Origin of the sequence: Galbibacter mesophilus (genome assembly GCF_023721415.1) — a bacterium.
Taxonomy (GTDB): Bacteria; Bacteroidota; Bacteroidia; order Flavobacteriales; family Flavobacteriaceae; genus Galbibacter; species Galbibacter mesophilus.
Genome location: NZ_JAMQVC010000001.1, coordinates 444,140 through 464,891 on the forward strand (window position 1 = coordinate 444,140; position 20,752 = coordinate 464,891).

The following is a 20,752-nucleotide window of genomic DNA, read 5'->3' on the forward strand; positions in this document are numbered from 1 at the left end:
AATCTTAGGAATACGCGAACACCCAAAGGGCAATCCAAAAAAATCATGTACTTTTGCTAAATGGAAAACAACTACCAAATTTTTGGAATTCGAGCTGTCATCGAGGCCATTCAATCAGGGAAAACTATTGATAAAGTGTTTATACAAAAAGGGCTTAAAGGAAGTCTTTCCCAAGAACTTGAAACACTTCTGCGTAAAGAGCAACTAAACACTTCTTTTGTTCCTATTGAAAAACTTAACCGGCTTACCAAAAAAAATCATCAGGGGGTAGTTGCGAATATTTCGCCGATTGAATTCCATGACCTCGACAACTTAATTTTGAAGACTGTGGAATCAGGGGCCACTCCCCTATTTCTTTTGCTGGATCAACTATCGGATGTCCGAAACTTTGGAGCCATTATTCGTACCGCCGAATGTACTGGTGTGCACGGAATTATCATTCAAAAGAAAGGAGCTGCACCCGTAACCGCAGATACTGTAAAAACTTCGGCCGGAGCTGTTTTCAAAGTTCCTATTTGTAAAGTGGATCATATAAAAGATGCTGTTTTTCATATGCAAGCTTCGGGAATTCAAGTAGTCGCTGCTACAGAAAAAACCGAAAACACACTTTATGATGCTGATTTTTCCATACCCACCGCTATCGTCATGGGTTCGGAAGATGTAGGAATTGCACCTTCCATTCTTAAAATTGCAGATCAAAAAGCAAAATTACCTTTGCTTGGTGAAATTGGCTCTTTAAATGTTTCGGTTGCTTGTGGCGCTTTTTTATACGAAGCCGTCCGACAAAGACTTTAGATTTACGAATTAAGACGATCGATTTTCAGAATAGAGATGAATTAATCTGTACTTGAATCTTTTTCTTTATAATGATAGATGACTTTTGGTGGAGTGCTCTCAGCTTCACTTATTGTTTCTTCTACATTTTCAATAAAATTTCCATTTTCATCAAAATGTCTTAAAAAAGGATCGTTTTCTTCGTTGTAGTCGTCACGCTCCCATTCATACTTTTCTTTCCGAAGCACTTCTTTCCTGAAGATTAAAGCCAACAATAACCCTACAAAAAAACCTGACAGATGTCCTTCCCAAGAGATTTTATCATCAATGGGAAAAATAAACCAAAACATACTTCCGTAAGCAAAAACAGTAACTAACGACAACGCAATTAGCCGTTTATTTTTAGCAAAAATCCCTTTAAAAAATATAAAGCTCACCAACACGTAAATCAAACCACTAGCCCCAATGTGGTTAGCTGGTCTCCCGATAAGCCATGTAAAAAAACCGCTTAGTAAAATTCCGAAGAGAAGAACCTTCCAACTAATCTTATTATAAAAATAAAAAAGCGCCGAACTTAAAATCATAATTGGCAAGGTATTGCTATAGAGATGCTCCACAGAGCTGTGTATAAACGGACTAAAAACAATGCCTCTTAAACCTTTTAAGGTACGCGGATAAACACCAAAATCGGAAAAATCGTACCCAAAAGTAAGCTCAAACCAATAGACTGCCCAAATTGTGAGTCCGAAAAAGAGCGGATAAATTAACATCCACAATGAAAAATCCAATGATTCGTCTTTTTGCATATTGTGAAAATAGCAAATTTAGCACAAACTTAAAATTGCTGCTTAATTGTCAGTCTCATAAAAAAGTAAAATCATTAATGGGGGCAACGTGAAGCTCCATGACGGGCTTCGACAGGCTCAGCCTGACAAAACATTGTATAAGCTTAATAAGAACTAAATGAACTAACCATTTATATCTAAAATTGTAATTTTGAAGTCAGCTTTAATAAACAAAACATGAACGAACCTTTAGCAGAGCGTATAAGACCAAAAACTCTAGAGCAATACATCAGTCAGAAACATTTGGTTGGCGACGATGGGTCTTTAACTGCTCAAATAAAATCGGGAAACATTCCTTCCCTAATTCTTTGGGGGCCACCGGGAACGGGAAAAACTACTTTGGCAAACATTATTGCCACGGAAAGCAAACGCCCGTTCTATACGCTGAGCGCAATAAACAGTGGTGTTAAAGATATTCGTGAAGTAATTGAAAAAGCGAAGCAAAGCGGAGGTTTATTTACCACCAAAAACCCAATTTTATTTATTGATGAGATTCACCGTTTCAGTAAAAGTCAGCAAGACTCTTTATTGGCGGCTGTTGAAAAAGGATGGATTACGTTAGTGGGTGCCACTACGGAAAATCCCAGTTTTGAGGTGATTCCGGCACTTTTATCTAGGTGTCAAGTCTATATATTAAATGCTTTTGATAAAAATGATCTTGAAACCTTGCTTCATAGAGCGCTGATGGAAGATTCCATTCTTTCCAAAAAAAACATAACCCTTGAAGAGACAGAAGCACTATTAAGACTTTCCGGAGGTGACGGACGCAAACTGTTGAATATCTTTGAATTGGTCATCAATTCTGAAGCCAAAGATGAGCTTACCATTACCAACGATTTGGTGATGAAGAAAATTCAGAAAAACACGGTTCTGTATGACAAAACTGGTGAACAACATTACGATATTGTTTCCGCCTTTATAAAATCCATCCGTGGAAGTGACCCAAACGGCGCGGTTTATTGGTTAGCACGTATGATTGAAGGCGGCGAAGACGTAAAATTTATCGCCCGAAGATTAATTATTTCAGCTTCGGAAGACATTGGAAATGCCAATCCCACGGCGTTGGTTATTGCGAACAACACTTTTCAAGCCGTTACCACAATTGGCTATCCAGAAGCAAGAATTATTCTGAGTCAGTGCGCTGTTTATTTGGCCACATCAGCAAAAAGCAATGCTTCCTATGAAGCCATCAACAAAGCAATTTCAACCGTTAAACAAACAGGAGATTTATCGGTGCCGCTTCATCTACGCAACGCCCCCACAAAACTTATGAAAGATTTAGGGTACGGCGAAGATTACAAATACTCACATGCCTACCAAAATAATTTTGTGGAACAGGAGTTTCTTCCGAAGGAAATAGAAAAAACCTCTTTTTACGAGCCCGGAAACAACCAAAGGGAAAATGCCATACGTGAGTTTTTAAAAAGAAGATGGAAGGATAAGTATGGGTATTAATTTATGCATTATTTGAGTTTAGCTTTTAATTAATTGAAAGTTTTTTTTGAAATTCATTTTCAGACTGCCCTGAAACTTCGGGAGTCGACGCCTTATTTTTAAAACAAAGAGTTCCCGACTACAACTATTTCAGATCAAAAGAAAGCCCGAACAAAAACCTGCCTTGCAATTTTAACTCGGCAAAACAGAAATATTTACCACCAATCCTTCATTCGAACGTATGTTGAAAACTGTCTGGTCTTCAAAAATTAGATACTGACCTTTAATTCCTTTTAAAACACCTTGATATTCCGGTGTTTTCAGGAGATTTAGACTTTTGGGTTTCGCGGGAAATGCGTTTACCGGAAATTCAATATTGGTTTCCGTATTATTTTCAATGAAATAAGGCATCGCTTCTTCGGGAATATACTGCCTTAAATCTGCTCGATATTGGGCCAAATCTTCATCTTTTATATCATTTTGAAGCATTTTACGCCAATTGGTTTTATCCGACACATGATCTTTTAAAGCAACTTCTGTTATCCCCGCCAAATAACGATTGGGGACTTCAGCAATTTCAATAGCTTCATGCGCTCCTTGGTCAATCCAACGTGTGGGAACTTGACTTTTTCGGGTAACGCCCACTTTTATACTGCTCGAATTGGCCAAATAAACTATATGCGGCTGCAATTGCACCTGCTTTTCGTATGCCAAATCCCTGTCTTCAATATCTAGGTGCGCCTGACTAAGCTCTGGTTTTAACACCCAATCTGCCGCTTGTGGCACATCAAAAAAACAACTTTTACAAAAGCCTTGGCGATAAATAGGTTTGTCTAAATGGCAATTTAAACACTCGTATTTTACAAACTTAATTTCTATGGTTTTATCCAGTAATTGATTGAAATTTATATAGTTATTTTCAAACACTAAGTAGTAATTTACGGGTTGTGTAAATTCGGTTTTCATTTTAGTGAGAACACCTTCAAACATGATAAAAGATTTTTCCTATTTTTATCAAATATAATCTAAAAAAATGCCAATTCCATTATTTAATTCTATTGCTTCATGGCTCTTGAAAAAGCGGTTCCACCAAATGGAATTGTTTTTAAAATATCCGCAAGAAGTCCAAACGGAAGTGCTTACCTCTTTAATGACTTCCGCTAGGGACACAGAGATTGGTAAACAATACGGTTTCGGTGAAATGGGCGCCTATAAGACGTTCTCCGAAAGAGTGCCTATTGTTCGCTATGAAGACATAGAACCAATGATCGAAAGGGCACGTTTGGGAGAAAGCAATATCTTTTGGCCCGGCGCCATTAAATGGTTTGCGAAAAGTAGTGGTACCACCAATGCCAAAAGTAAATTTATCCCTGTGAGCACACAGTCTTTAGAGGATTGTCACTTTAAAGCCGGAAAAGATATGCTTTCGCTTTACTTCAACAATAACGAGGACTCTAAATTATTTACGGGAAAAAGTTTACGACTTGGCGGAAGTAAGGAATTATACCAAGACAACAATACATTTTTTGGAGATTTATCGGCAATTATTATAGACAACATGCCTTTTTGGGCAGAAATGAGCAGCACGCCCAGTAATAAAGTTTCGTTAATGAGCGAATGGGAAAGCAAGCTGGAAGCTATTGTTGCAGAAACCGTAAAAGAAGACGTTACCAGTTTGGCGGGCGTTCCTTCTTGGATGCTGGTTTTACTGAACGAAGTTTTAGAGAAAACGGGTAAAAACCATTTATTCGAAATTTGGGAAAACCTAGAAGTGTATTTTCACGGTGGGGTGAGTTTTAATCCGTACAGAGAACAATACGAGCGATTATTACCTCGGAAAAATTTTAGATACTACGAAATTTATAATGCTTCGGAAGGCTTTTTTGCCATTCAGGATAGAAACAATTCTGATGAACTTTTACTGATGCTGGATTACGGTATTTTCTACGAGTTTATTCCTATGGACACCTACGGCACACCAAACGAAAAAGTAATTCCGCTTTGGGAGGTGGAAATTAATAAAAATTATGCAATGGTGATTTCTACCAATGCAGGCTTGTGGCGCTACCTTATTGGAGATACCGTACGTTTTACATCTACGAATCCATACCGAATTAAAGTTACGGGACGAACCAAGCACCATATTAATGTATTCGGCGAAGAACTTATTATTGAAAATGCTGAGGAAGCTTTGCAAGTGGCCTGTAAAGCAACCTCTGCTGAAATTGTAGATTACACCGCTGGTCCTATTTTTATGAAAGGAACAGAAAAGGGCGGACACGAATGGTTGATTGAGTTCAGAAAACTTCCGGAAAGTCTCGACACATTTACGGAAATTATGGACTCCACCTTAAAATCTTTAAACTCCGATTACGAAGCAAAACGTTATAACAACATCACGCTTAACTTGCCCATTGTCCACACCGCTAGGAAAGACCTTTTTTACGATTGGCTAAAGAAATACGATAAACTTGGGGGTCAGCATAAAATTCCGCGTCTCTCCAGTAACCGTCATTATTTGGAGGAATTATTAGGAATGAACCAGTAAAAAGATGTCGTACTTATAATAGGATTCAATTCATCTAGGTTCGATATATAAATGTGAATATTTATAATTGAACTATTGAAAAATAAGGAAATAGTGTGACCTTATTAATAATTAGGTCAATTAGTTCTTACTTGGTTTTAAATATACTTCTGTCAGGCTGAGCTTGTCGAAGCCCGTCAAGAAATTTTATTTTGCTTCATTAATAAACCAGCTACTCGCTTATCACTTTAATACTTTTCTTTACCTCTTCCGCAATAATTCTTGCTTGCGCAACGTCTTCATTTACAATGGTTACGTGTCCCATTTTTCTAAAAGGACGGGTTTCTCGCTTTCCGTAAATATGCGGAGTAACACCTTCCATCGCCATGATTTTTTCTATGTTTTTATAGAGTACCGGACCTGTATAATCTTCATGCCCCACTAAATTAACCATGATTCCAGCCACTTTGCTACTTGTTTCTCCCAAAGGCAAGCCCAATATCGCACGGATATGCTGTTCAAATTGATTGGTGTAACTAGCTTCAATACTGTAATGGCCGCTGTTATGAGGCCTTGGAGCCACTTCGTTTACAAGAATTTCATCTTCTTCCGTTTGAAACATTTCAACTGCCAATAAACCAACATGATTATAGGCTTGAGAAACTTTCAAAGCAACCAATTGGGCTTTTTTAGCCACCTCATCGTCTATTCTGGCCGGACAAATTACATACTCGACCTGATTGGCTTCAGGGTGAAATTCCATCTCCACAACTGGATATGTTTTAACATTTCCCTTGGGATCGCGCACCACAATTACAGCCAATTCATTTTTAAAAGGAATCATTTTTTCTACAATGCACTCCCCTTCTGGAAGACCTTCTAAATCAGAATACGTTCTTATTACTTTCACACCTTGCCCATCGTAACCGAAACGGGCACTTTTCCACACAAAAGGGAAAGCCAAGGTGTCATTTTTTACGGCCGATAAAATTTGGTCAGGATATGCAAAACGTGTAAAATCGGCTGTTGGGATGTTGTTATCAACATAAAAAAGCTTCTGCTTTGCTTTGTTCTGAATCGTTTTCAAGGTTTTGGCAGATGGATAGACGGTTTTACCTTCCTTTTCCAATTGCGCCAACGCTTCCACATTTACATTTTCAATCTCAAAAGTAAGCACATCCACTTTCTTACCGAATTCGTAAACAGTATCAAAGTCCATCAAATCCCCTTGAAAGAATTCGTTACAGGCAATTTTACAAGGAGCTTCCGGACTCGGGTCGATTACCAAAGTTTGTATATCGTACTTACGGGTTTCGTAAAGCATCATTTTACCGAGTTGGCCACCACCTAAAATTCCAAGTTTAAAATCAGAAGAAAAATAATTCATCGCTTAATTTTGAGTTATGCATGCTGAAACGTTGATTTCAGAAGAAAAAATTTAACAATCTAAAATCTCTGCAAAAATACAGCTTAATATTAAAATTACTAACGTTTAAAAGGAAGTTAATTTACTTTAAAAGCACGGCTTATTTTGTTGAATTTCTATTAAAAATGACATTTTTAGACAAAAAAGGAAGTAAATTTTCACGAAAACAAGTAAATTTAAATCTTAATGGTATCTTTGCAACTTTATAATTTTTAGTACATTGATTAAGCTTCACGACAAATATTTTGAACCTTTTATTTCTGCCGAAGAAATAGACGCAGCTATTAAAGAGATGGTCGCTAAGGTAAAAGCCGATTTTAAAGATGAAACACCAATTTTTATTTGTGTTCTCAATGGCGCTTTTATGTTTGCTTCAGATTTTATGAAGCAATACGACCAAGATTGTGAAATTAGTTTTGTTAAACTGAGTTCTTATCACGGCATTTCCTCCACAGGAATTGTAAAAACGCTTCTTGATGTACCCGATAGTGTAGAAAACAGGAGTGTTGTAATTTTGGAAGATATTATCGATACCGGAAAAACCGTAAAAGAACTGGTTTCTATGTTTTCAAAAATTAATGTGAAGCGTTTTAAAATAGCTTCTATGTTTTACAAGCCCGATGTTTATAGCGGGGAATACAATATAGATTACGTAGGCATCGAGATTCCCAATGAATTTATTGTAGGCTACGGACTTGATTACGACGAATTAGGAAGAAACTTACCAGAAGTATATAAAATAAAAGAAGAATAATATGATCAATTTAGTACTGTTCGGGAAACCTGGAGCAGGGAAAGGTACACAAGCTAACTTTTTAAAAGAAAAATACAATTTAAAGCACATATCTACCGGCGATGTTTTTAGGTATAACATTAAAAACGGTACTGAATTAGGCACATTGGCCAAATCGTATATCGATAAAGGCGACTTGGTTCCAGATGAAGTAACCATCGACATGTTGAAAGCAGAAGTGGAAAAAAACCCTGAAGCAAACGGTTTTATTTTTGATGGTTTTCCTCGTACCAATGCTCAAGCTGAAGCACTGGATGAGTTAATGACTGAAAAGAATATGAAAATCCATGCTACCATTGCTTTGGAAGCAGATGATGAAGTACTTATTAAACGATTGTTGGAACGCGGAAAAGTAAGTGGAAGAAGCGACGACCAAGATGAAAACAAAATAAGAAACCGCTTCGAGGAGTACAATGAAAAAACAGCTCCATTAATGCAGTATTATAAAGAGCAAGGAAAATTCCACAGCGTTAACGGTATTGGTTCCATAGAAGAAATTACCGAGCGATTGAGCAAGGTTATTGCTGCTCTTTAAAAAGCACAATTAAAAATATAGATACTACTGTCGTACTGAGCCCTCGTGCTGAACATTGCTTCAGTATCTTGTGCTGAACGTAGCTCCAGTATGTCCAAGTATAAATTTTGAAATCCTTCAGCAGCTCAAACTGACACTAGGTTCTTCAAAAATTTTACGTTACTATTTATATTTTAAAAAACATATTTAAATGACAGAAGGGAATTTTACAGATTATGTAAAGATAAAAGTGGCATCTGGTAAAGGTGGACAGGGGTCTGCGCATTTACGCAGGGAAAAATATGTAGCTTACGGAGGTCCGGATGGAGGCGATGGTGGTCGCGGCGGACACGTAATTGTTCAAGGTGACAAAAATCTCTGGACACTCTTCCATTTTAAATTTAAACGTAGTTTTCAAGCGGGTCATGGTGAACATGGTGGAAAACAAACCAGCACCGGCGCCGATGGAGAGGATGTTTTTATAAAAGTTCCTTTGGGAACACAGGTTAAAGACCCTGAAACCAATGAAGTTTTATTTGAAATCACTGAAGACGGTGAAGAAAAAATAGTAGCCAAAGGTGGAAAAGGCGGACTGGGAAATAATCATTTTAAGTCGTCTACCAATCAAACTCCGCGATATGCCCAACCAGGATTACCAGGTGAAGAGGTCGAAATTCTTCTCGAATTAAAATTGTTGGCAGATGTGGGCTTGGTTGGCTTTCCAAATGCCGGGAAATCCACTTTGCTATCGGTTATCACTTCAGCAAAACCAAAAATTGCCGATTATGAGTTTACTACGCTAAAACCCAACCTAGGAATTGTTGAATATCGCGATTTCCGAAGTTTTGTTATGGCAGACATTCCCGGAATAATTGAAGGAGCTTCGGAAGGAAAAGGCTTGGGATACTATTTCCTTAGACATATTGAGCGCAATTCCACGCTCTTATTTTTGGTTCCAGCCGATGCAAAAGATATTTACAAGGAATACGAAATTCTTCTGAACGAGCTAAAAGAATACAATCCCGAATTATTGGATAAAGACAAGCTGGTGGCTATTTCTAAGTCGGATATGCTCGACGAGGAATTGAAAGAAGAACTTACTGAAGAATTGGATGGCAAGTTTAAAAATGTAGAATACCTATTTATTTCTTCCGTAGCGCAACAGGGAATTCAACAATTAAAGGACAAGTTGTGGGAAATGCTTAATAAAAAAGAAGAATAGGGAAAAGTATTTTTTTTACGTACATTTAGTAAAAAGAAGTGCTATGAACCTCAAGTTAATTACCATATGCTGTTGCTTTTTACTAACCGCTTGCGGTAGTGTGCAGGTGGCATACGATTACGACAAGAAAAACGATTTTTCCCAATATAAAAGCTACGATTACTATCCTGATATACAAACGGGTTTGAGTCAGCTTGACGAAAAGCGTCTTTTTAAAAGCATTGATAGTATCATGGAAACCAAAGGGTACGAAAATTCTTCTACTCCCGATATCTACATAAATATTGTAAGTGCCAGCAGACCTAAGCCAAGCAACAGCTCTGTAGGAATTGGAATTGGCGGTACAGGTAGAAATATGGGCGGAGGTATTTCCGTAGGTGTACCCGTTGGAGGCAATGAATCATATCGGGAAATTACAATAGATGTTATAGACGCCGCAAACGATGAGTTAGTTTGGCAAGCCGTGAGCGAAGGCACTGTTTCCGAACAAATGACTCCAGCCACAAGAAATGAAAAACTAAAGCAAGTGGCGGAAAAAATCTTTTCTAAATACCCTCCTGAAAAATAATACGCCTTCAAATGAATATTACTAATCTTTTTTGTGTTTTATTTTTTTTGCTGAGTAATGCCCTGCTATCCGCACAGAATAATGTCGTTACTGAAGCTAACGTATTAATTTCAGAAAATAAGATTAACGAAGCTAAAGAGTTGCTTATTTCTTCCTACAAAAAACAAAAAAACCCAAAAGTTACAGAGCGATTGGGCGACGTTTATGGAATAGAAGATAATTGGGATGAAGCATCGAAATATTACAAAGAACTGGTAGATACATATCCCGAAAATGCTGTATATCATTTTAAATACGGCGGTGTATTAGGTATGATTGCCCTAGAAAGTAAAATTAGGGCACTCTCTGTACTGGGAGATGTAAAAAAGCACTTTAAAAAAGCAGCTGAACTCGACCCAGATCATTTGGACGTCCGTTGGGCATCTGTAGATTTATACTTAAAACTCCCAGGCATATTGGGAGGAAGCACCAACAAATCGCGTAAATATTCCAAAGAATTGGCATCCATTGTTCCATTGGAAGGGCATCTTTCCCGTGCATTTATTGAAATGGAAGAAGGCAACGAAGAGCTAGCTGAAGTTTACAATAAAAGAGCGTTGGATATTGCCTTTAACAACTCATATCCTACCAAAAGCTACAAACGGCCAGATATTCATTTTCGATTAGGGAAGGTATCGGCGCAGCACAATTACAAAACGGAAACAGGCATTAAACACCTGTTGATTTACGAAGAGCTTCACACTCCAGAAAGTATACAGCCCAAGGGCAACGTTTTTTATTATTTAGCTAAGTTGTACCGTCTTCAAAAAAATAAAGAAAAAGCACTTTTTTATATTCAGAAAGCTAAAGAAGAAGGCAATTCTAGCGAAACAGTTTCCGAAGAAGCCAGTCTTATTGAAAAAATGTAATTAAATCAATGAAATCTAAAATCCTATTTTGTTAAATTTTAATATCTGTAATTTGTTATAACTTACAGTTGTGCGTAAGCTGACCAAACCAAGAAACCGAATGATTAATCAAGAAAATATATATCAGCTTTTACAAAAAGAAAATTGGACTGAACTAATCGGAATATTCTACCAAAATAAGGATTTAATTAAAAAAGACCCACTACTTCAAACTGCATCGGATACTACTATTTCTGTTATGGTTCAAAAAGCAATGGAATTAGAGACTGATTCAGATTTTATTGAAAATTTAGGTCAACTGACTTTGTTGAATGCTGGACATTTTATAAAACTAAAACCTGAACAAGACGAAGCTATCAATGTCGCAATTGCAAATGCAAAAATTGACAACTTATCTCTTGCTTATAATTATGCCAAAAAATATCCCGACAATGAGGTTTCTAAAAGTATAATTACTAAATACCATAAAGAGTTTCCGAAAGAAATTAGCAATAATTCTGAAAATCGAATTCTAACAACTGAAAACACACTTGACGAAAACGGAATTGATGCTCGGAAATCAATGTTTAACTCTTATCAGGAAAGTGAGTTTTTTGTAGCCCTAAAAAGAGTTTTTGACACTTACCAAGTTTATCCAAATGTAGCTTTGAGCAATGTAATCGAATATGATTTAATTAAAGACCAACTAAATCAAACTGAACGGAATTTTTTTTTCAAATCGTCTATCGACTTTGCAGTTTTTGAGCCTTTCAAAAATTATTATCCAATTTATTTCTTCGAACTCGATAGTATTTACCATGACACAAAAGAGCAAAAAGAAAAGGATAAAATAAAAGACAAAATTTTTAGCCTCTCAAATTCAAAACTTTATCGGATTAGAAAACGTGATAAAACTGTTAGTGAAGCGGAATTTGAAGAAATAATACGAGAAATAAGAACATTAACAGAATGAAAAAAGCCTACGCACAACAATGGTAACCGCAGTTACGGCGGATTCGACTACGTCCGAATCCACTCGGAATTGCTAACTTCAGTGCTAAACCGAAAATTAACGCATATTAAACCGAAACTAACTGTTAAACAGAACCATTTCAAACAATCAACCAAGCATTACATTTAAAAGAAAAATTGAAAGAATTAGCAAAAGATATTGTTGAGGAAATGAAAATCCGATTTGATTCGGACTTCGATACTGCAAATAAATTTTTGACGGAATATTTGACTAAATACGACTATTTGAATTCGGACAGAATTATTCGCTGTGTGATTTTTTTAGCTAATAATGGAATTGAAAGTTTTAAATCATTTTTAGAATCCGCAAAAAACGACCCAAGAGACGTAATTTGGTGGGCGGAATATGAAAATCGAGAATCTTTCGATAATAACAAAAGAGTTCGTGATTTCAACAAAACCTTTTCAGAAAATAAAACTGGAACGGCTTGAATTTTAACCCATCTTATTTTAGAAAATTAGCCAAAATAGTTATCGTTGTTTCTATCGTGATTTTGTAATTTCCATCTTTTTATCAATTTGGAATTCTTTGAATATTTATATTGGAATATACACTATGATTTGGGGAATAATTCCAGCTTCATTCCTCCAAATTGGAATTAAATTTTATGAGTAGAAAAATTAAAAATAACTGCGCACAAAAATATATAACTGCAATTACGACGTCCCGAAGCTTCGTGAGACTACGTCCGAATCCATGCGGAAATGAACATGTAATATTTTAGGACGCAATTGTAATGAACCACCTATTTTTAAAGTTCAATCTCTACTCAAACACAAAAAAGGAAACTTGATTTAGGAATAAAAACACATGAAAACTTCCCTCCTTCTTGTGTTTGGCATAATCTACCTTTATCTTTACAACTTCAAAAAATAAAGTCTTGAAAATACATTTTATAGCCATTGGCGGCAGCGCCATGCACAATTTAGCGCTGGCATTACAACAAAAAGGATATACTATCACGGGAAGCGACGATGTTATTTACGAGCCTTCCAAGTCGCGCTTAGAAAAAGCTGGAATCTGTCCTCCAGAATTTGGTTGGTTTCCAGATAAAATTTCCACGGATTTAGATGCGGTTATTTTGGGTATGCATGCCAAACCCAACAATCCTGAGTTAGCAAAAGCACAAGAATTAGGCATTAAGATTTATTCGTATCCAGAATTTATTTTTGAACAAAGCAAGTACAAAACAAGAGTAGTCATTGGCGGAAGTCACGGCAAAACCACTATCACTTCCATGATTTTGCATGTACTCCATTATCACGACAGGGAAGTAGATTACATGGTTGGTGCGCAATTGGAAGGATTTGATACTATGGTAAAGCTTACCGAAGAAAACGATTTTATTGTTTTAGAAGGTGATGAATACCTCTCCTCCCCGATTGACCGTCGTCCAAAATTTCATTTATACCAGCCGAACATTGCCTTGCTCAGCGGCATTGCGTGGGACCATATAAACGTTTTTCCTACCTATGAGAACTATGTAGAACAATTTAAAATCTTCGTTGATTCCATTGTGGAAGGCGGAAGCATTAATTACAACGAAGAAGACCCAGAAGTTGTAAAAGTTGTGGAGGCAAGCGAAAATCAAATTCGAAAAATCCCGTACAACACGCCAGAATTTACTGTTGAAGACGGCACAACCTACCTTGAAACCCCAGAGGGCGAAATGCCAATTGAAGTTTTTGGCAGACATAATTTAAACAACCTTGCTGGTGCCAAATGGATTTGCCAGCACATGGGTGTCGATGAAGACGATTTTTTCGAAGCCATCGCCACTTTTAAAGGAGCCTCAAAACGACTGGACAAACTTGCTGAAAAAGAAAATAGCGTAATTTACAAGGACTTTGCACATGCGCCTAGCAAGGTAAAGGCCACGCTCACAGCAGTAAGGGAACAATACCCAGACAGAAAAGTGATTGCCTGTTTGGAACTACACACCTACAGTAGTTTAAGTGCTACTTTTCTGAAGGAATATAAAAATACCCTCGATAATGCCGATGAGGCCGTGGTATTTTTCTCTCCGGAAGCTGTAAAAATAAAACAGTTGGAATCGGTGACGGCTTCACAGATTGAAGAAGCTTTTCAACGGGAAGATTTGAAAGTTTTTACTAATCCGGAAGAATTTCAAGAATTTGTGTTCGGACTAAACCTGAAAAATTCCGCATTACTTTTAATGAGTAGCGGAAATTATGGCGGACTCAATTTTGAAAAAGTGAAAGAATTAATTTAAACCCCAAATTGCCGCAAATGATGGTCTAAATGCTTGTATTGCATTTGTCCCCACTGTTGTTTGGTAAAACTCCCAAAAATAGGGTGCGGCGCAAATTTGTCTTGTTTTTTTAATTCGTGTACTTCATCCATCAACGCTAAAAGGACATTTTTTTCCTTTTCAAAGTCTCTATCGTCTTTCACCACGAATTCTTTAGCCGTTGGTAATCCTTGTTTTAAAGGCTTGTCGTTATACAGCAGGGGTTTGTAAAAACGTGACATTACTTTAGCCATAAAGGGTACTTTTACAGTTTCTTTTCCCAACATTAGTGCAAAAGGCTTTTGACAATGATGCAACATTTGGCCAACATTCATTTTACCCCAAACAGGCATTGTTGTAGGGTTTAAACTAGCTATTCGCGCTTTAGCATCGGTATAACCGTCTTCAGTAAAAATGGATTTCATGTTTTTGGTTTTTAGCGTTCTTGAAAGTTACGATTTTTACTTAAAAAATTTCTACTGTCATCTAGCAGAAATTTTTGAAAATCACCTGCATCAAAATAGAGTTTATTTACTATAAATTACTATTTTTAGGTGATGAAAGAAAATCAATCTTCCTTTTCGATTAAAAACTGGAGTATAAACGACCGTCCTAGGGAGAAATTACTTTCCAAAGGAAAAGAATTTCTAAGTGACGCCGAATTGATAGCAATTCTAATTGGAAGCGGCAGTAGAAATGAAAGTGCTGTAGAGCTTTCTAAACGGATATTGGCTTCCGTAGACAATCAACTGAACGAATTGGGTAAGATGAACATTACCCAACTTTCGAAATTTAAAGGTATTGGCGAGGCAAAAGCGATAGGTATTATTGCTGCTATGGAACTTGGACGCAGACGCCGTGGGGAAGAAACACCGGATAAATTCAAAATAAGAAGTAGTAAAGATGTTTTTGAACTCATGCAACCACGAATTGGGGAACTTCCACATGAAGAATTCTGGATTATCTACCTCAACAATTCCAACGCCGTTCTACAAACATTGCAATTAAGCAAAGGTGGCATTACGGGAACGTTGGTGGATGTTCGTTTGGTTTTAAAACAAGCACTAGAACTTAATGCTACTGCCATGATTTTGGCACACAATCATCCTTCTGGCACGCTAAAAGCCAGCGAAGCAGATAAAGATATTACTCAAAAAATTAAAAATGCAGCCGGAAGTATGGATATAAAGCTGCTAGACCATCTCATTGTAACTGAAAAAACGTACTTTAGCTTTGCAGACGAAGGATTGTTATAAAAATGCTATTAGTTTACACTTATAAAGTTACGCCTAGACTCACCTACATCATGCGGCATATTTTTACAAAAATGCTGGGTGTGGAAATTAATATCACTACGAAGGTAGAAGATTTTATAGCGCATAACGGTCCGAAAATCACGTATACAAAACAACCACTGCAGAACGAATTCTTTGTAAAAAGTCACGAACTTCTCTTTGAACAAGGCATCTCTGATGTAGAAATAAACATCCATAAATGGGAAGAAGTGCCCTGTTTTTTTCCGACTACAGAGAAATGTGCTATTCCATATGATATTTTTGCAGCTAGTTTTTATTTAATCAGCCGTTACGAGGAGTATTTGCCGCATGTAAAAGATGAACACGGTCGTTTTCCAGTGGAAGAAAGTTTGGCATTTCAGCATAATTTCTTGGAGATTCCCGTAATTGATATTTGGGTAAAGAAAATGAGGATTGCCTTACAACGTAGGTTTCCAGAAATGGTATTTCCCAAAAAAACGTATCAACCTATTTCGGTAATGGATATTGGTGTTGCCTATGCTTATTTAAAAAAGGGATTCATGCGAACGGTGGGCGGTACGTTGTTGGATTTATTCCATTTTAAGCTTCGCCGATTGGTTGAACGTTATTTGGTATTGCTTCGGTTTAAAAAGGACCCATTGGATTTTTTCGATGCCGTTACCGCACTTCATAAACGGTATAAAATTCCGGCAATATTCTTTTTTTTAATGGCGGATTATTCCACTTACGATAAAAACATTTCGGTTATCAATCCCACATTTCGTTCTTTGGTAAAATCTGTGGCCGATTACAGTATTGTTTCCTTAATGGCTTCGTACGAAGGTTTTAATGAAATCGCAACGCTCAAGAAAGAGCGTAAAAGGCTTATCTCTTTTATCAACCGGCCTGTAAAGCGTGTAAGACAGCGTTTTAACCGACTAAATATTCCAGATACTTATCGCCTCATGGTGGATGCTGGTTTCAATGAAGATTATACCATGGGTTACACAGGAGAAATTGGCTTTAGGGCCGGCACTTGTAGCTCGTTTTATTTTTACGACATTAGCTTTGAAGAGCAAATTCCCATTCAAGTTAATCCTTTCTGCATTCAATATACCGCGTTGTATAAATTCAAGAGTCTAGCCAAAGCGCAAGAAAAAATAGAAGAAATCTCGAAACATGTTCAAGATGTAAAAGGGAATTTTATTGTCGTATTTTCCAATGAAGTATTGAATTTGAACGAACGAAATGCTTGGAAGGAACTTTATGTCAATTTTTTAAAAATGAACAGCAACGCATGAAATGGATACATGAAGGAATAACGGATGTGTTTTTTGATTTGGACCATACACTTTGGGATTTCGAGAAGAACTCCAAACTTACTTATCAAAAAATCTTCACCGATCATAGGCTAGATATCGATTTGGATACTTTTTTGGAAGTGTATGTTCCTATCAACTTCAAACTTTGGAAGCTCTACCAAGAAGATAAAATTGCGAAGGAAGAACTGCGCTATGAACGTTTAAAAAGTACTTTTGATGCATTAAAACTTACGGTGGACAATAAACTTATCACTACACTTTCAGACGATTACATTACACATCTTTCCACTTTCAACCACTTGTTTTCAGATTCTATTGAAACATTGGAGTATTTGGCTCCTAAATATAATCTTCATATTATCACCAATGGTTTTGCTGAAGTTCAGCAGGGAAAATTAAAAAATTCCAATATTGATCATTATTTCAATGTGGTGATGAATTCTGAATTGGCAGGCGTTAAAAAGCCTAATCCGTTAATTTTTCAAAAAGCTTTGGAAATGGCAAAGGTGAAACCTGAAAATTCTCTCATGATAGGCGATAGTTACGAAGCCGATTTTCTTGGTGCCCAAAACGTGGGTATGCACGCATTGCTTTTTACAACTTCTGATGATTATAAAAATGTTAACTCTCAAGTAATAAAAGAATTAAAGCAAATAAAGCAGTATATTTAATAAACTGTTGTTCTTTCAAGCTTAGATTTCCCGCGTACGATATCCCCCTTATAGATTGTGTGCAATTAAATAGATGTGTTTCTAAAGTCACTTTTTTTCAGTAGTAGATAAAACAGGAATGCAACAGCTTTAAAACATTGAGAGATAACTGTTAAAAAGTGCAATTTATTCAGCAACTACACGTTTTATAGGTATGGGGGTGCCATCAAAGATATTCAGCATAATTTTTCTTCTAGTCGGAGTTTTTCTGCTGGGGTCTTGTGTTCGGGATGTAGATTTTGACCAAGCCGAAGATTTTGCCATTACGCCTGTTGTAGAAGTAAGTATTCTGTATTTCGATTTGAAAGCAGCTACCGTTGGGAAAATCCCCAGTAACAACGCAGGGGGCGAAATTGAAGAGACCACCCGCCTCGACATGTTTTCAGATCCTTTCGTTGAGGAAAACTTACAGGAAGCCCAATTCACCTTTGAATTTACCAATACCATTCCGAGAAATTTTAGCACTACAATTATCTTGTTGGATGAAGCCGGCAACGAACTGAGAAGAATTCCCATATTTGTAGGAGCCTCTTCTACTCAACCCAATGTGGTACGCACCATTGTTACCTTTAACGAATCTGAAATTGATCTTCTTAAACAAATGGAAAACATAAGTATCGCCTTGATGTTGGAACCAGGAAACCCCGAATTGGACACCAATTCTCCTGGAGATTTGCTACTTAAATCTTCCGGGAAGTTCTTTTTGAATATTGATGCTGATTAGTCGTTGGGTTCTATATTTGGCTTTCTTTACGGGTACTGTTTCTATAGCCCAAAACAAACAATTGCTTTATAATTTTACGGATATTCCGCAGTCTATCATGGTTAATCCTGCTGCGGAATTAAATGCAAAAGCATACTTTGGTATACCGGCTTTGTCTGGCATTTATGTGCATGCCGGGTCGAGCAATGTTTCCGTTTACGATCTTTTTTTAGATGATGGCGTAGATTTCAATACCAAAGTTGAAAATATAATTTATCGTTTGGGAAGCAACGATGTACAAAGGATTAACGAACAAGTGGAAATTTTAAACATCGGATTTAAACTGGGAGGAAGGTTTAGCAATAGTTTCCTGAGTTTTGGAGTTTATCAAGAAGCTGATTTCTTCAATTATTGGCCCAAAGATCTTTCTATTTTGGCATACGAAGGGAATTCCCCAAACATAGGAAACCCTTTTCGATTGGACCATCTTAATGTGAAAGGCGAACTTTTAACCGTATTTCACGTCGGTTTTCAGAAAAAAATAAACGATAAATTTACGTATGGATTTCGTGCCAAAATTTACTCCAGTATGGTAGATTTTACATCCACAAAAAACAGCGGAACTTTTACAACTACGTTGGGAGAAGATAACTTTTACCGTCACACCTTACTATCCAATGTAGAGGTTAAAACATCTGGGCTTACAGCTCTAACCGCAGACGATGTTGATGGCACGGGAGATGTTTTGGGCATTTTGCGAAATAGAGCGTTGTTTGGAGGAAATTTAGGAATAGGTTTTGATGCAGGTGTCACTTATACGCCAAACGAGAATTGGACGTATACGGCTAGTTTGTTGGACCTTGGAGTAATTTTCCACTCCAAAGACGTGGAGCGTTACACTCTAAATGGTGCCTATTCTTTGGAAGGAATTGAACTTCCCTTTGATGATATTTTTACTAATGGCGGTATTGCCGACAACTGGCAGGACTTGGTAGACGAAATTGAAGCAGCCTTTCCCCGAGACACGCTAACAAGTGCCTATACTACATTTCGTCCCATTAAATTAAACACAGCTGCCATATATAATTTTGGAAGGCAGCGAAGCGCAGAAGACTGCAGCTGCATGGGAAACTTAGGAAAGAAACCCAACTCTATAGGTATGCAACTTTATTTGGAAAACCGACCCAAAAGCATTGAAGCTGCACTTACCGCCTTTTATTACCGAAGATTAGGTCGCGCTTTAAACATAAAAACCACGTATACGGTAGATAGATTTTCCAAAACCAATATCGGACTTGGATTATCCACGCATTTTGCTAACTTTAACTTCTATTTACTGGCGGATAATCTAATTGAATATGCTAATTTAGCCAAAGCCAATAATGCATCGCTGCAACTGGGATTCAACTACATTTTTCCCTATTGAAATTAAAATTTAGAGTCAATGAAGAAGTTATTATTTATAGGATTTCTGTTCCTAACCACCTTAGCATTCGCACAAAAAAATGTTAACAACTATAAGTATGTTGTTGTACCCAAGAAGTTTGATTTTCTGAAAGAAGAAAACCAATACCGTGTGAATACTTTTACCAAATACCAATTTGAAAAAGCAGGGTTTAATGCCATTTACGATGATCAGAAGGTAGCCGACCTAAATGCTAATCCTTGTTTGGGTTTAAAAGCCAACGTTATAGACGATTCTGGTTTGTTCACAACCAAAATGAAGGTGACCTTAACCAACTGTCAAGGAGACGTTGTTTACACTTCTACGGAAGGGAAAAGTAAAATAAAAGATTACGAAGGGGCTTACCAAGAAGCATTGAAAGGGGCATTCGCATCCATAAAGGGGCTAAATTATGAGTATGATGCAAGTCAGTCTCTACAAACGCAAGTACCAGAACAACCTCAGCCTACCAAACATCCAGCTCCCGCTCCTTTAGAACAAGAAACGGCAACTGTAGTAGTAGGAAGCGGTGTAACTGCAGCTGCAGCACAAGTAAATGAAACCACAAACAATGCTACAGAAACAGTTTCCGCTACTAAAGTAGAGAGCAAAGGCATGCTTTTATATGCCCAACCTATTGCAAATGGATATCAACTCGTAGATACCACGCCAAAAGTGGTGTTTAAAATCACCAAAACCACCCAACCTAATTATTATATCATTCAGGGAAGAAATGGCTTTGTATATAAAAAAGACGGCCAATGGATAGCTGAGTACTACGAAGGCGAAACCTTAAAACAAGAAGCTTTAAACATTAAGTTTTAGAGCAAATAAAACACAAGTAAAAACCTGCAAGTATCTATTTGCAGGTTTTTTTGTGGGGTAAATTGAAGTTTATGTGATGTCTCCTTGCAGTCGACATGACGCAAGAGTCACTTCGAATGCAATGAGACGCCCCAGAATCGTTGGGGAAGCAAGTTGTGTGATGTCTCCCTGCAGTCGACATGACGTGAAGAGTCACTTCGAATCAAATGAGAAGTCGC

The 20,752-nt window shown here is 37.2% G+C and carries 19 protein-coding genes and 1 pseudogene; 16 read left to right on the forward strand and 4 right to left on the reverse strand.

The annotated features are described in order from the left end of the window. Nucleotides 1–60 precede the first annotated feature (60 nt). Entirely contained in the window at nucleotides 61–795 is a 735-nt protein-coding gene (gene rlmB, locus NDQ75_RS02015; RefSeq protein ID WP_202029089.1) for a 23S rRNA (guanosine(2251)-2'-O)-methyltransferase RlmB, read from the forward strand. 41 nt (nucleotides 796–836) lie between these two features. Here the strand turns inward: rlmB and NDQ75_RS02020 are convergent, their stop codons facing one another. Beyond that, on the reverse strand, nucleotides 837–1,580 hold the full coding sequence (locus NDQ75_RS02020; RefSeq protein ID WP_202029090.1) for a rhomboid family intramembrane serine protease: 744 nt from the start codon (nucleotides 1,578–1,580) through the stop codon (nucleotides 837–839). A 216-nt stretch (nucleotides 1,581–1,796) separates the two neighbouring features. On the opposite strand from NDQ75_RS02020, the gene NDQ75_RS02025 reads away from it, so the two are divergent. After that, entirely contained in the window at nucleotides 1,797–3,074 is a 1,278-nt protein-coding gene (locus NDQ75_RS02025) for a replication-associated recombination protein A (RefSeq protein ID WP_202029091.1), read from the forward strand. Nucleotides 3,075–3,245: 171 nt separating this feature from the next. Here NDQ75_RS02025 and NDQ75_RS02030 read toward each other — a convergent pair whose 3' ends face one another. Continuing rightward, a complete protein-coding gene (locus NDQ75_RS02030) occupies nucleotides 3,246–4,046 on the reverse strand; it encodes a DUF2797 domain-containing protein (RefSeq protein WP_202029134.1) in 801 nt (266 codons plus the stop codon). 40 nt (nucleotides 4,047–4,086) lie between these two features. Here NDQ75_RS02030 and NDQ75_RS02035 point away from each other — a divergent pair, with 40 nt between their 5' ends. After that, nucleotides 4,087–5,601, forward strand: coding sequence for a GH3 auxin-responsive promoter family protein (locus NDQ75_RS02035; RefSeq protein WP_202029092.1), 1,515 nt, complete (start codon nucleotides 4,087–4,089; stop codon nucleotides 5,599–5,601). Nucleotides 5,602–5,812: 211 nt separating this feature from the next. On the opposite strand, the gene NDQ75_RS02040 is transcribed toward NDQ75_RS02035, so the two are convergent. Next, nucleotides 5,813–6,967, reverse strand: a complete 1,155-nt coding sequence (locus NDQ75_RS02040) for a 5-(carboxyamino)imidazole ribonucleotide synthase (RefSeq protein ID WP_202029093.1) — start codon at nucleotides 6,965–6,967, stop codon at nucleotides 5,813–5,815. Nucleotides 6,968–7,226: 259 nt separating this feature from the next. Between NDQ75_RS02040 and NDQ75_RS02045 the strand changes: the two are divergent. The 7 genes and pseudogenes from NDQ75_RS02045 to NDQ75_RS02075 all read left to right on the forward strand — a co-directional run bounded on the left by NDQ75_RS02045 (nucleotide 7,227) and on the right by NDQ75_RS02075 (nucleotide 14,256). Next, nucleotides 7,227–8,334: pseudogene (locus NDQ75_RS02045) on the forward strand (adenylate kinase). Nucleotides 8,335–8,524: 190 nt separating this feature from the next. Then, a complete protein-coding gene (gene obgE, locus NDQ75_RS02050) occupies nucleotides 8,525–9,535 on the forward strand; it encodes a GTPase ObgE (protein ID WP_202029096.1) in 1,011 nt (336 codons plus the stop codon). Nucleotides 9,536–9,578: 43 nt separating this feature from the next. After that, complete coding sequence (locus NDQ75_RS02055) at nucleotides 9,579–10,103, forward strand: DUF4136 domain-containing protein (protein ID WP_202029097.1); 525 nt, start codon at nucleotides 9,579–9,581, stop codon at nucleotides 10,101–10,103. Between the two features lie 11 nt (nucleotides 10,104–10,114). Beyond that, the gene (locus NDQ75_RS02060; RefSeq protein ID WP_202029098.1) at nucleotides 10,115–11,011 is read left to right on the forward strand and encodes a tetratricopeptide repeat protein; all 897 of its coding nucleotides are present in this window, start codon (nucleotides 10,115–10,117) and stop codon (nucleotides 11,009–11,011) included. Nucleotides 11,012–11,111: 100 nt separating this feature from the next. Then, nucleotides 11,112–11,963 (forward strand): DUF2726 domain-containing protein, encoded by an 852-nt coding sequence (locus NDQ75_RS02065; RefSeq protein ID WP_202029099.1) that lies wholly within the window; start codon nucleotides 11,112–11,114, stop codon nucleotides 11,961–11,963. Nucleotides 11,964–12,139: 176 nt separating this feature from the next. Continuing rightward, nucleotides 12,140–12,454: a hypothetical protein gene (locus NDQ75_RS02070; protein WP_202029100.1), complete on the forward strand. Its 315-nt coding sequence runs from the start codon at nucleotides 12,140–12,142 to the stop codon at nucleotides 12,452–12,454. A 449-nt stretch (nucleotides 12,455–12,903) separates the two neighbouring features. Beyond that, the gene (locus NDQ75_RS02075; protein WP_202029101.1) at nucleotides 12,904–14,256 is read left to right on the forward strand and encodes a UDP-N-acetylmuramate--L-alanine ligase; all 1,353 of its coding nucleotides are present in this window, start codon (nucleotides 12,904–12,906) and stop codon (nucleotides 14,254–14,256) included. Here the strand turns inward: NDQ75_RS02075 and NDQ75_RS02080 are convergent. Further along, on the reverse strand, nucleotides 14,253–14,699 hold the full coding sequence (locus tag NDQ75_RS02080; protein WP_202029102.1) for a DUF1569 domain-containing protein: 447 nt from the start codon (nucleotides 14,697–14,699) through the stop codon (nucleotides 14,253–14,255). The two genes, NDQ75_RS02075 and NDQ75_RS02080, sit on opposite strands and share 4 nt — an antisense overlap. A gap of 132 nt (nucleotides 14,700–14,831) precedes the next feature. On the opposite strand from NDQ75_RS02080, the gene radC reads away from it, so the two are divergent. The 6 genes from radC (at nucleotide 14,832) to NDQ75_RS02110 (ending at nucleotide 20,534) form a co-directional block, all read left to right on the forward strand. Further along, complete coding sequence (gene radC / locus NDQ75_RS02085) at nucleotides 14,832–15,530, forward strand: RadC family protein (protein ID WP_202029135.1); 699 nt, start codon at nucleotides 14,832–14,834, stop codon at nucleotides 15,528–15,530. 2 nt (nucleotides 15,531–15,532) lie between these two features. After that, nucleotides 15,533–16,831, forward strand: a complete 1,299-nt coding sequence (locus tag NDQ75_RS02090) for a polysaccharide deacetylase family protein (RefSeq protein WP_202029103.1) — start codon at nucleotides 15,533–15,535, stop codon at nucleotides 16,829–16,831. Beyond that, a complete protein-coding gene (locus NDQ75_RS02095; RefSeq protein WP_202029104.1) occupies nucleotides 16,828–17,523 on the forward strand; it encodes a YjjG family noncanonical pyrimidine nucleotidase in 696 nt (231 codons plus the stop codon). Before NDQ75_RS02090 ends, NDQ75_RS02095 begins: the two co-directional genes overlap by 4 nt. Before the next feature lie 199 nt (nucleotides 17,524–17,722). After that, on the forward strand, nucleotides 17,723–18,286 hold the full coding sequence (locus NDQ75_RS02100) for a hypothetical protein (RefSeq protein WP_202029105.1): 564 nt from the start codon (nucleotides 17,723–17,725) through the stop codon (nucleotides 18,284–18,286). Continuing rightward, complete coding sequence (locus tag NDQ75_RS02105) at nucleotides 18,276–19,691, forward strand: DUF5723 family protein (protein ID WP_202029106.1); 1,416 nt, start codon at nucleotides 18,276–18,278, stop codon at nucleotides 19,689–19,691. Before NDQ75_RS02100 ends, NDQ75_RS02105 begins: the two co-directional genes overlap by 11 nt. A gap of 18 nt (nucleotides 19,692–19,709) precedes the next feature. Then, nucleotides 19,710–20,534, forward strand: a complete 825-nt coding sequence (locus NDQ75_RS02110; RefSeq protein WP_202029107.1) for a hypothetical protein — start codon at nucleotides 19,710–19,712, stop codon at nucleotides 20,532–20,534. The last annotated feature ends 218 nt before the right edge of the window (nucleotides 20,535–20,752 follow it).